The following is a 12,087-nucleotide window of genomic DNA, read 5'->3' on the forward strand; positions in this document are numbered from 1 at the left end:
CCTTAGCGCCTACCCATTCCAAATTCTGCGACGTTACGTTTGATAGGCCCAGTCAAATCCAAGGTCGACAACGCAAGGCTCGCTAGACCATCCACAAAAGGCGAGGGTGAATCGAGCATCTCAGCCAGCTGTGAAGTGGCGCCCATAGTTTGCTCGTGATCTTTCCGACTCATGTCGGTAAAAACACTAAGGCGCTCAACTGACGAGAACGGCGCGTCCTGCCCAGCTTCAGTGGCAATGACCGTTGCCAGCCGCTCCACATCTCGAAGCGATAGATTAAAGCCCTGTCCGGCAACCGGGTGAAGCGTGTGTGCAGCGTTACCAAATAGAACACAGCGGGCCCGAACGAGCTCACGCGCCGCAATTTTTCCAAGTGGCCACCCTGTTCGCCGGCCAACGCGCAAAATCTTTCCTGCTCTCCAGCCAAATTCCGCCTGCAATGCGCCAATAAAATCGTCGTCACTCAGCTTCAGTAAAGCCGCTTGCTTCACTTTGTGCGCACACCAAATGACGTTGTAGCGCGCGCGCGATGAAGACCCGTTGGGAATAGGGAGTAAGGCCAGAGGCCCCTCAGACGTGAAGCGCTCATAAGCGACACCACAATCAGCACCGTCAGTCTCACAATTGACCGCAATCGCGAACTGCGATGGCGAGTGGCGTATCGCCCCAATTCCGATCGATTCACGCAAAGCCGACTGAGCACCATCGGCAATAACCACGAGATCGGCGTCGATGACCTCCTCATTGTTGAGGGTCAGTTTGGGATTTTCTTGTGTGGCACAAAAATCGACCACCTCCCGGCCCTCAAGGAGCGCTACCCCTTCTGCCTCACACCGAGCCACCAACACCTGTTGTAACAACACATTTTCAACAACCCAGCCCATGGGCTCCCTTGCATCCTGAGCGTCTCGCAGCATTGCGCTGCCGAAGCGGGCAGCACGCGAGACATGGATATCCTCTATTGGCTTGGCCTCATTCGATACAGCCTCCCAAAGCATCCAATGATCAAGTAGTGCTTTAGATCCTCGGCTTATAGCGGTCGCACGGGTATCAAGCGATTCCTCTGGCGCCTCCGGCAAAGCGCGCTCGATAAGCGTTACTGACAATCGATCCCTGCAGGTTGTCGCAACAACGCAACCGAGGAGCAGACCCGCAAGACCCCCTCCAACGATCACTACGTGTGCTTTATCCGTCATTAAGCAGCGGCCATCAGCATTTCGATTTCATCCGCGTCTTTCGGTACGCCAGAAGTAAGGACATGGCATCCTTTTTCAGTGACAACAACGTCGTCCTCAATACGGACACCAATACCGCGCCACTTCTCATCGACGTTCATATTATCGGCAGCGACGTAGATGCCCGGCTCGATGGTTAGCACCATGCCTGGCTCAAGGGGCCGCCATTTCCCGTCAATCCGATACTCACCCACATCATGCACATCTAGACCTAGCCAGTGCCCGGCTCTGTGCATGTAGAAATCCGTATAAGCGCCATCCTTTATTAGCGCATCAACATCGCCCGACAATAACCCCAGCTCTACAAGCCCCTCTGTGATGACTTTGACTGTCACGTCGTGAGGATGATTCCATTTTTTTCCGGGCTTGGTTGCCGCTATGGCCGCGAGTTGCGACTTTAAAACGACGTCATAAATTGCTCGCTGCTCTTTGGTAAAACGCCCGCCTACCGGAAAAGTACGCGTGATATCAGCCGCATAGCCCTCGTACTCACAGCCAGCGTCTATCAGAACCAGATCACCCGCGGACATTTTGCAATTATTTTCCGTGTAATGAAGGCAGCAAGCGTTCTTCCCGCTTCCAACAATTGAGTTATAAGCCGGAAACCGCGCCCCATGTTCTGCGAAGGTATGTTGAATAGCCGACTCTAGGTGGTACTCGTAACGTCCGGGGGTGGATTCGCGCATTGCGCGGCTATGGGCTTCGGAACTAATGTCTGCCGCACGCTGCATCACGCGTATTTCTGCGTCTGACTTAATCAGCCTATGCTCGTGGAGTAGGAAAGACAGATCTGAGATATCACCAGGCGGCTTTGCACCGGTTCGGACCTTGGCTCGGATACTGTTGACCCAACCCAGTACTTGTCGATCGAACGCATCATCATGCCCCATTGAGAAGTAGATTGTGGAGCGCCCCTCGATCAAACCCGGGACGATGTCATCAACGTCGCTAATCGGGAAGGCGTCATTCATGCCGAGGTTTTTCACTACGCCCTCTGGGCCCTGACGATAGCCGTCCCACAGCTCGCGCTCGGGGTCCCTGTCTCGACAGAACATGATTACCTGGCCCTGCCGACGGCCGGGTATAAGAACCAAAATGCCATCGGGTTCTTGAAAGCCCGTTAGATAAAAGAAATCGCTGTTCTGACGAAACGGATATTCCGTATCTCTGCTGCGGGTGACTTCTCGCGCTGCAGGGATAATGGCCACACTATTAGGCGCCATTTCAGACATCAGTCGCTTTCGCCGTGCTGCAAACTCAGACTTACTAATCTTCACGCTTCTAACTCCTTTGAATTCATGGCGTCTTGCACAAGACTGATCGCGGCGAGTCGCGCGTAGTCTACCAACTCCTCAAGCTGACGCTCTGCGTCTTCAGACTCCGCTTGGTCGGTATCGACCTGTGCTATCGCCGCAAAGTCTTTCAATACCTCTGCCACCTCGGGCTGAATCGTAGCCCCTATCGCCTTTCTTGCGGTCATGCCCTCGGTAAAACCAGAGATAAATCCAGTGACCCAATTAGAAAATGATCGCAACCGCTGTTCTATTGGGTCATCGTCATCGGGCATCACCATGCGAAACGCGTAATCGGTATCCACGATAGCCGACAACGTCGCCAGATTGAGCCTTGAGACCATCTCGACCAATTCACCCTGCAACTGCACGCCGGCCGCCTTCTCCACCGAAACCAGCGTTTGCTCTAAATGATGTTTATCGTCGGGACTAAAGCCCGCCCCCATCAATCCGACGAGCACACCGTGCAATTCAGAGGGGTTAAGCGTCAATCCCGCATTGAAAAGCAGGTCTGCAACTTCATCCCACTCCGGCATTTCCTCAAACGCACCCAATAAATCCAGCATGATATTTTTACTCTCGAGAGACCCTCAATGTGAGGGCGACATTTTGCATGAGATTGACCCGTTTGGGTCGCTTACCTATAGTGAAGCCCAATAGCGCAGAGGGTGCAATCGAAGTGTCAGAGAAGCTTGTAAAATCGCTCGAAACTAAGGTCGACAACCTTATTGATTTGAGCACAGAGCTCAAGCTAGAGAATCAGGCGCTAAAAAAACGACTGTCCGACCTGCAACATGACAAGCGAGATCTTCTCGAGCGGCACAGGCAAGCGGGCGATTTAATTGATCAGTCGATTAACCGATTAAAGACTTTAGAGAATAATTCGTAATGCGCCAGCATACCGTTAGCATCGATATCCTCGACAAAAGCTACCAAGTTGCCTGTGAGCCGGAGCAAGAGGCCGAACTCAAACAAGCCGCCAACGATCTTGACGACCAAATGCGCGCTATCCGCTCTACGGGTAAAGTCATTGGTCTGGAGCGCGTGGCCATCATGGCAGCACTGAATCTGAGTCATCAGGTGCTCGTAATGAAGTCTGGCGGGCAACCCGAAGACCCCTTGGAAGAACAGCTAAAAACCATCACTAGCCGAATTGATGAAGCGCTTTTTCAGTTGAGACAATTCGAAATTTCTTAATTCCGTCATCTCGCATCGGCTATACTTACCTGTGACCTGGTGTATTTGCTAGACCGTCAGTCCTCGAGCCGATAATGCACCACCCGGAGATTTCCACTTCTGGCTGTTGTGCAAGCCCGGCGCGACCGGGACGCCTGATGCCGAATGGGGATCACCACCTTGAACCGCTACGGTTCAAGGGCGACACCGTCGGCGGTACTCTGGGTCACACCTAATTCCTAATCGGCTCACGCTATGTCATCAGTGAAGGATAACCTGCGCCGAGCAGCGCTTGAGCGTCGCGCGGCTCTTACACAAGCGGAGCAGGCGCAAAAGAGCGAAATGGCGGTGGCACACCTGCTAGAGATGCCCGTTTTTCAGGAATCAGAAATAGTCGCGATCTATCTTCCTCTTAAAAATGAACTCTCGCTTACTCGCCTTTTAAAGACGGCCTTTGATCGCCCATATAGATTTGTAGCCCCAAGAACATTGCCCGACGCCCAGATGCGCTTTCATGACGTCACGTGTGACAGTATTTTAGAGCGGGGCTTTGGCAAGATCGAGCAACCGCTGGAGACCGAGCCGCAGGTGAAGCTGAGCGATATCGACTTATTTTTAGTGCCTTTAGCTGCCTGTGATCTCCGTGGAAATCGTCTCGGCTTTGGCGGTGGTTTTTACGATCGCGCTCTGGTGCATCAGAGGGGCTTCAAGCTGGGAGTTGGCTACTCAGTGCAACGGGTTACAAAAATTGAAACCGAGCCCCACGATGTCAGACTTGACGGTTTCATCAGCGAAGACGGCATCGCGTACTTCTAACGACCGATGTGACGGGTTCCCACTGGGTCAGTGCGCTTGCGCTCTGACTTATTGGGACGATGCTTGGGCGGCACGGCCCTCGACCATTGATGTATTACTTTGTGCCGTTATGGCACTCGCAGCAATGAGTAGCGCTAGACCCAAAGTCAGGGCGCTAAACAAGCCCGGTTTTCGCTTCCCCACGGTTTCCCCATCTTTTCGAACGTTGGTTCTTGTTTCGTTTTTGTTCTGAGTAACAGGGCCCAGTCCCCATCAGCTGATGATCATAATGGTAATTTGTCACATTTCAAGTGCGCTATTGAAGGTAGGCGCGATACGCGGGGTTGTCCGACTCCTCCCAATAACGAAAGCCGACCCTATCGAGCGTTTCGAGCAGCGCGGCCGAGTAGGCGGCACTTCCGGTAAAACCCACCAGGATCCGTCCATAAGCGGCTCCATGATTACGGTAATGGAACATCGAAATATTAAAACCGTCACCCAAGGCATCGAGGAACTTCATCAATGCACCGGGACGTTCAGGAAACTCGACGCGGAAAACGCGTTCGTCTGATCCAGAGCCGGGCTGCGAGCCACCGATCATGTACCTTACATGGAGTTTGGCCATTTCATTGTCCGTCAAATCAAGGGCTTGGTAACCGCTCTGGGACAACTTTTGAGTCAACTCCGCAACATCATTACTCGAAGGCGTTACCGTTAATCCAACAAATACATTGGCAGAACTATTGTCTGTACCCCGATAGTTGAACTCTGTGATATTGCGCTTACCTATCGCGCCACAAAACGCGCGAAACGCACCGGGCATTTCGGGAATCTTGACGCTCAAAATAGCCTCGCGCCGCTCACCGAGGTCTGTCCGCTCAGAGATATATCGCAGCCTATCGAAATTCGTATTAGCGCCGCTCAAAACAGCGATCACGGATTTGCCTTGCAGCTTATTTTCACTCAGGTAGGACTTCATGCCTGCTATGGCAAGCGCGCCGGCCGGCTCTGCAATGGCGCGTGTATCATCGAAAATATCTTTGACCGCAGCGCACATCTCATCGGTCGTAGCCGTAATAATCTCATCCACATACTGGCTAATGACACGGTGAGTTTCTTCACCAACACGCGCAACCGCGCAACCATCGGCGAAGAGGCCCACCTCATCAAGGGTCACCCGACTACCGTTCTTTCGTGCTGCAAGCGCACAGGCCGCGTCTGCGGGCTCAACGCCTATGACTTTGACGTCTGGCCAAACGTGCTTGAGGTATACCGCCATACCCGACAGCAAGCCACCACCACCGCAGGGGATGAAAACATAGTCGGCGGGCGCCACCGCTTGTCGCGCGACCTCAACACCCACTGTTCCTTGACCCGCGATTACACAAGGGTCATCGAAAGGGTGAAGGTAAGTAGCGCCGCGCTTCTCCACAAGGGTATTCGCGTATTCCGAGGCCTGATCAAAAGCATCCCCCTGCAGGACAACATTGGCCCCTCTTCGACGGACTGCATCGACCTTAATAGATGGGGTTGTGACCGGCATCACAATGGTTGCGTCAACACCTAGCTTTTGAGCCGCTAAGGCCACACCTTGCGCGTGATTGCCTGCAGATGCTGCAACGACACCCCTCGCGCGCTGCTCATCTGACAGCGATGCCATCTTGTTGTACGCACCGCGGCACTTAAAGCTAAAAATAGGCTGAAGATCTTCACGTTTAAAATAAACGTCACACTGCACCCGCTCGGACAGTGACGGCGCCTGAGTGAGCGGCGTCTCCTGCGCGACCTCGTAAACGTCAGCGCTCAGAATTTTGTCGATGTAAGGATCTGTCATGGTTCTGCGCAAACAAAAAACCGTGAGTCTACGTGATTGCGCAAGCCTTCGCCGCTATTTGTCGAGCGCTGTGCGCCAAAGCGGCCTTTAAAACCGTCTACCTGTGCCGGCTTGAGGTCGCCGAACACTTGAACTCACCGCTTGATACCGCCCTGCCGAATACGCAGGGCCCAAAAGCAATAATCAGAGCGTTCCCTCGCTGTAACGCGCCTGCATTTGTGAGAGTGAAAGCGGCGTTATATTCGATGCATGACCCGCACAACCGAATGCCTCAAACCGAGCACTACAAATATCACGCATTGCCACGAGGCTCTCTTTAAAGTACTTGCGTGGATCAAATTCAGCAGGGTTTTCGGCCAAAAAGCGACGGATAGCGCCTGTTGATGCCAATCGCAAATCAGTATCAATATTGACTTTCCTTACACCGTGCTTAATGCCCTCGACAACTTGCTCAACAGGTACACCGTAAGTCTCAGGGATAGAGCCACCAAACTCATTAATGACACTCAACCACTCCTGTGGCACCGCAGAAGACCCATGCATAACCAGGTGCGTGTTGGGTATGTTCGCGTGAATTGCCTTGATTCGGTCAATCGCTAAGATGTCCCCCGTTGGCGGCCGCGTAAACTTGTAGGCGCCGTGACTGGTACCGCAGGCAATCGCAAGCGCGTCGACCTGCGTGTCGGCGACGAACTGTTTCGCTTCGTCAGGGTCTGTCAGCATCTGATCGTGGGTAAGTTTTCCTGCCGCACCAACACCGTCTTCCTCTCCAGCCTCGCCGGTTTCAAGAGAGCCTAAACAGCCCAGTTCTCCCTCGACGGAGACACCACACGCATGGGACATTTCGACAACTTGACGGGTCACGCCGGCGTTGTAGTCGTAATCCATCGGGGTTTTCCCGTCGGTTCCCAAAGAGCCGTCCATCATGACCGACGTAAACCCCAATTGAATTGACTGCTGACACACGGCAGCCGAGGTGCCGTGATCTTGGTGGACAACGATCGGTATATGGGGAAACTCTGTCGCAGCGGCATCCATCAGAGCCCTTAAAAAAGGCGCCCCCGCATATTTTCTTGCCCCCGCACTGGCCTGCATGATCACCGGTGAATCACACCGGTCTGCGGCCTCCATGATGGCGCGAGTTTGCTCCAAGTTATTCACATTGAACGCCGGGATACCAAACTGATGCTCCGCCGCGTAATCAAGTAACTGCCGCATGCTAATAAGAGCCATAACTGCCTCCTCCTAGGGTCATATCCTTAAATACGGAATTAACTGTCTGTTTGGTCTTCAAGTATTTCAACAGCCGGCAAAGTCTTCCCCTCAACAAACTCTAAAAAAGCGCCGCCACCGGTAGATATGTAAGACACCTGATCTGCGATCTCAAATTGATCTATCGCCGCCAGTGTGTCACCGCCGCCAGCCACAGAGAATGCCTTGCTCTGTGCCACAGCATTGGACAGGGCTCGCGTACCGCCTGAAAACGCATCAAACTCGAAGACACCAACAGGGCCGTTCCACAAAATCGTGCCCGCGGCCAACAGCACCTCCGCCATGCGGGCCTGCGACAGCGGCCCCACATCTAAAATCATGTCGTCATCAGCCACATCAGCGGCAAGCTTCACAGTCGCCTCAGCAGACTCGGAAAACGCTTTGGCCACAACAACGTCGATTGGCAGGGGAATCTGAGTCTTGCTCATTAGCGCCTTCGCCGTGGGAATAAGCTCTACCTCACACAGCGACTTACCCACTGGGTAACCGGCCGCCGCCAGAAAGGTATTGGCGATGCCACCGCCCACAACGAGCTGATTGCAGGTCTGAGAGAGCTGCTCCAGCACGGCCAATTTTGTTGACACCTTTGACCCTCCAACAACAGCCACCATGGGAGTCGCCGGGGCGCTCAATGCTCTCGACAAAGCGTCCAGTTCGCCAGCGAGTAGTGGCCCAGCACAGGACTGAGGTGCAAATTTAGCCACACCGTGTGTAGACGCTTGCGCACGATGCGCCGTACCGAACGCATCCATAACGAACACATCACACAGCGCCGCATATTGACGTGCCAGCGCATCGGCATTCACCTTTTCGCCCTCGTTAAAACGGACGTTTTCGAGTAGCCACACCTCGCCAGGTTGCGGCGCGTCAGACGGCCAATCTGACTTGAAAGCGACAGGCATGCCCATCAACGCTGACAGTGCCTCAGCAACTGGGGCCATCGAATACTGTGGATCAAACTCACCCTCGCTGGGTCGACCCAAATGCGACATCAGTATGACCCGCGCTTGCGCATTAACAGCCGCTTGGATTGATGGCACAGCCGCACGCAACCGCGCATCATTCGCCACACGACCATCTCTAATCGGCACATTAAGATCCTCTCGGATCAAAACTCGCTTATTAGAGAGCGATAGCTGATTCATGGTCCGCATAAAAAACTCCAAAACTGTTTGTAGACGTCAATTCGCACTAGTTTGCTTAATAGATGCCTGATCATCGCTAAATTTCGACATAGCGATGGCGATATCTACCATTCGATTTGCAAATGCCCACTCATTATCGAACCAGAGCATTAATTTGATGAGCTGCCCCCCACTGACCTGTGTCTGAGTCGTGTCTACAACACAAGAAGCATCCATGCCGAGGAAATCACAAGAGGCCAGCGGCTCTTCATTCACAGATAAGACGCCTGAAAACGACTGACTCGCTTCCTTTATTATCCGATTGACGTCAGCGGCACTTGTGGCCGTATCAACCGCCAGCACAACGTCCAGCGAGGAAACATTGAGTGTCGGCACGCGTAGCGCACGCGCCTGTATTTTTTCACCAAGGTGCGGCAAAAAACGCTCTACGCCTTGAGCCAGCCCTGTTTCGACTGGAATCACTGAATTGAAGGCGGCGCGCGTTTTTCTTAAGTCCGTGTGATGGTAAGCATCGATCACCGGCTGGTCGTTCATCGCTGAGTGGATCGTCGTAACAATGCCCGCGTTAATCCCCAGCGCATCATCCATAATGGAAAGAATCGGCATCAGCGCATTGCTCGTACACGATCCGGCCGACACAACGGTCATACTCGGCCTTAAAACATGCTGATTAAGCCCCCATATAATGGTGGCATCGACGTCTGAGCTTCCCGGCTGTGAAAGGAGCACCCGCTTAACCGAACCGCCAAGGTGCTGAGAAGCCGCCACTCTATCAAGCTCCCCTCCCGTGCAGTCAATAACAAGATCAACATCCTGAGCACGCCAGAAATCGTGCTCTGAAGATGAGTAATTCATGAGCGGTATGGCGCGACCATCAATTTTGATGGCACCGTGATCTACATCCACCTTTAAACCAAAGCGCCCATGCGTTGAGTCATATTTGAGAAGGTGCGCAACAGTTTGAGGATCGGCAAGCTCATTCGCTGCCGCGATCGTTAGGACTTCTCGGGTGTCCAGGCGTTCAGAAATACGGCGCGCTAACAGACGCCCGATTCTTCCGAGTCCATTAATCCCAACGCGCGTCATTAGCTGAGGATTACGTCCTCAATCGCATCGACGACGTTCTCAACCGTGAATCCAAACTCCTTCATTAACTGCGGGCCCGGAGCTGACTCACCGAATGAGCTCATACCGACAACGCGACCATCGAGTCCTACATATTTGTACCACCAGTCCATGTGCGAGGCCTCAACGGCTACACGCGCCAGAATATGGCTTGGTAAAACAGACTCTCGATAAACGGCATCTTGACGCTCAAAAACATCCGCACAAGGCATGGAGACAACACGAACCCCGCGCCCAGCGGCCGACAGCTTCTCTGCAGCCTCGATCGCGAGAGCAACTTCGGAACCGGTCGCAATCACAATAGCTTCAAGCTCGCCCTGCTCTTCACGAAGGATATATCCGCCTCGCCCTACATCAGACACGCGTTCTGCGGCACCCACCTGGTGCGGTAATGTCTGCCGCGAGAAAACGAGTGCCGAAGGACCATCCTCGCGAATAATGGCCTGCTTCCAAGCGATGGCTGACTCCACAGCATCGCAGGGGCGCCACGTATCGAGGTTAGGTGTTGAACGCATAGACGCCAACTGCTCCACGGGTTGGTGAGTGGGGCCGTCCTCTCCCAGGCCAACCGAGTCATGTGTGAACACATAAATAGCACGCTGACGCATCAGTGATGCCATTCGCACGGCATTACGCGCATATTCCATGAAGATGAGGAATGTGCCACCGAACGGAATAAAGCCACCGTGAAGTGAAATCCCGTTCATCATCGCTGCCATAGCGAACTCGCGCACACCGTAATAGATATAATTGCCTTCAGCGTCCGATGCATCCGCGCCCTGAGCCTCAGGCCATAGCGTGAGGTTGGAGCCCGCCAAGTCAGCACTGCCTCCCAACAACTCAGGGAGTGTCGGTGCAAGTGCTGCAATCGCCTGCTGAGAGGCTTTTCGAGACGCAACATCGGACTCATTGGCCACACATTGGGCAATAAAATCGTCTACGCCTCGCATAAATTCTGCTGGCAGCTCACCCTTCATGCGGCGCTCGAATTCACCAGCCAACTCTGGATGTTCTCCACGATATTCTTCTAAGACCGCAGTCCACGTAGCTTCTGCGCTCACACCTGTGTCGCGAGCATCCCAATGCGCGTAAACATCCTCCGGGATCACAAACGGCTCATGCGGCCAGGCAAGTGCTTCGCGGGTCAAGCCAATCTCCCCTTCACCCAGCGGCGCTCCATGACATGACTCGGTGCCCTGCTTATTAGGACTTCCCTTACCAATCGTGGTCTTACAACAAATAATGGTTGGACGAGAGGTCTCCGCAATGGCTGCGTCGATAGCCTGCTCTACCGCCTCTGAGCTATGGCCATCCACATTGGGGATAACATGCCAGCCGTAGGCTGCGAAGCGCGCAGGTGTGTCATCGGTGAACCAGCCTTCAATCTCTCCGTCAATCGAAATACCGTTGTCATCATAAATGACTGTCAGCTTGCCTAGACCCAACGTTCCCGCGAGCGAGCAGGCCTCATGGCTAACGCCTTCCATAAGACAGCCATCGCCGACGAAGCACCATGTTCTGTGATCAACGAGAGTGTGATCACCTTTATTAAATCTCGCAGCCATGAGCTTCTCAGCCACTGCCATGCCCACAGCATTCGCCAAGCCCTGTCCGAGGGGGCCTGTGGTTGTCTCTACACCGGGCGTATAACCGTACTCGGGGTGACCAGGCGTTTTACTGTGAAGCTGTCGAAAATCCTTGATGTCGTCAATGGACAGATCGTAGCCCGTTAAATGCAACAGCGAATAAATCAGCATAGAGCCGTGACCATTGGAGAGCACAAAGCGGTCCCGGTCTGCCCAATTTGGATTTTTAGGATTGTGCTTTAGGTACTTCGTCCACAAAACTTCGGCGATATCGGCCATGCCCATGGGTGCTCCGGGGTGACCGGAATTCGCCTTTTGAACCGCATCCATCGACAGGGCGCGGATGGCGTTAGCGGCTTGCTGTTGCGTTACGGGTGTGGCGGAGTCTTGTTGCAAAACGAAGTCCTCTTTAAGGCGTGACAGTTGGGGCGCAATCATCGCACGGATTGATCATAAATTCGTGTGTTGTAATGCATTTTGTATTACCTACTTTGTAGTAGCTCGCGACGTCATTGGATTAACCCGTGGCGTTCTAGCCGAGGCCTAATGGGCTGTTTTCTAAGATTGCTTTTTGGGACTGCTTGTTTTGACTGCGCAGCTACCACCAAGCACGACCTGCCAGCCCAT

The 12,087-nt window shown here is 53.5% G+C and carries 11 protein-coding genes and 1 other RNA gene; 4 read left to right on the forward strand and 8 right to left on the reverse strand.

Going from position 1 to position 12,087, the window contains the following annotated elements:
• Window positions 1–2: 2 nt before the first annotated feature.
• Genes E0F26_RS02240 through E0F26_RS02250 form a run of 3 tightly spaced genes read right to left on the reverse strand, consistent with a single transcriptional unit; the run spans window position 3 to window position 3,093 of the window.
• Window positions 3–1,196, reverse strand: a complete 1,194-nt coding sequence (locus tag E0F26_RS02240; RefSeq protein WP_279242421.1) for an FAD-dependent monooxygenase — start codon at window positions 1,194–1,196, stop codon at window positions 3–5.
• On the reverse strand, window positions 1,196–2,512 hold the full coding sequence (pepP, locus tag E0F26_RS02245) for a Xaa-Pro aminopeptidase (protein ID WP_279242422.1): 1,317 nt from the start codon (window positions 2,510–2,512) through the stop codon (window positions 1,196–1,198). Before pepP ends, E0F26_RS02240 begins: the two co-directional genes overlap by 1 nt.
• Window positions 2,509–3,093: a UPF0149 family protein gene (locus E0F26_RS02250; RefSeq protein WP_279242423.1), complete on the reverse strand. Its 585-nt coding sequence runs from the start codon at window positions 3,091–3,093 to the stop codon at window positions 2,509–2,511. The genes pepP and E0F26_RS02250 overlap by 4 nt, the downstream gene beginning before the upstream one ends.
• Window positions 3,094–3,140: 47 nt before the next feature.
• On the opposite strand from E0F26_RS02250, the gene E0F26_RS02255 reads away from it, so the two are divergent.
• From E0F26_RS02255 to E0F26_RS02270, 4 genes are all read left to right on the forward strand, one after another.
• Entirely contained in the window at window positions 3,141–3,416 is a 276-nt protein-coding gene (locus tag E0F26_RS02255; protein ID WP_279242424.1) for a hypothetical protein, read from the forward strand.
• Window positions 3,416–3,724 carry a cell division protein ZapA gene (locus E0F26_RS02260; protein WP_279242425.1) on the forward strand — a complete coding sequence of 103 codons (309 nt, stop codon included), beginning with the start codon at window positions 3,416–3,418 and terminating at the stop codon, window positions 3,722–3,724. Before E0F26_RS02255 ends, E0F26_RS02260 begins: the two co-directional genes overlap by 1 nt.
• Before the next feature lie 30 nt (window positions 3,725–3,754).
• Window positions 3,755–3,935, forward strand: a non-coding RNA gene (gene ssrS / locus E0F26_RS02265) — 6S RNA.
• A 23-nt stretch (window positions 3,936–3,958) separates the two neighbouring features.
• The gene (locus E0F26_RS02270; protein WP_279242426.1) at window positions 3,959–4,519 is read left to right on the forward strand and encodes a 5-formyltetrahydrofolate cyclo-ligase; all 561 of its coding nucleotides are present in this window, start codon (window positions 3,959–3,961) and stop codon (window positions 4,517–4,519) included.
• A 295-nt stretch (window positions 4,520–4,814) separates the two neighbouring features.
• On the opposite strand, the gene ilvA is transcribed toward E0F26_RS02270, so the two are convergent.
• The 5 genes from ilvA to tkt form a co-directional block, all read right to left on the reverse strand.
• A complete protein-coding gene (ilvA, locus tag E0F26_RS02275) occupies window positions 4,815–6,332 on the reverse strand; it encodes a threonine ammonia-lyase, biosynthetic (RefSeq protein ID WP_279242427.1) in 1,518 nt (505 codons plus the stop codon).
• A gap of 183 nt (window positions 6,333–6,515) precedes the next feature.
• The gene (gene fba, locus E0F26_RS02280) at window positions 6,516–7,565 is read right to left on the reverse strand and encodes a class II fructose-bisphosphate aldolase (RefSeq protein ID WP_279242428.1); all 1,050 of its coding nucleotides are present in this window, start codon (window positions 7,563–7,565) and stop codon (window positions 6,516–6,518) included.
• 38 nt (window positions 7,566–7,603) lie between these two features.
• Window positions 7,604–8,758 (reverse strand): phosphoglycerate kinase, encoded by a 1,155-nt coding sequence (locus tag E0F26_RS02285; protein ID WP_279242429.1) that lies wholly within the window; start codon window positions 8,756–8,758, stop codon window positions 7,604–7,606.
• A gap of 27 nt (window positions 8,759–8,785) precedes the next feature.
• Entirely contained in the window at window positions 8,786–9,835 is a 1,050-nt protein-coding gene (locus tag E0F26_RS02290) for a type I glyceraldehyde-3-phosphate dehydrogenase (protein ID WP_279242430.1), read from the reverse strand.
• On the reverse strand, window positions 9,835–11,856 hold the full coding sequence (tkt, locus tag E0F26_RS02295; RefSeq protein WP_279242431.1) for a transketolase: 2,022 nt from the start codon (window positions 11,854–11,856) through the stop codon (window positions 9,835–9,837). Before tkt ends, E0F26_RS02290 begins: the two co-directional genes overlap by 1 nt.
• Window positions 11,857–12,087: the final 231 nt, after the last annotated feature.

Source organism: Candidatus Paraluminiphilus aquimaris (genome assembly GCF_026230195.1).
Lineage (GTDB): Bacteria > Pseudomonadota > Gammaproteobacteria > Pseudomonadales > Halieaceae > Luminiphilus > Luminiphilus aquimaris.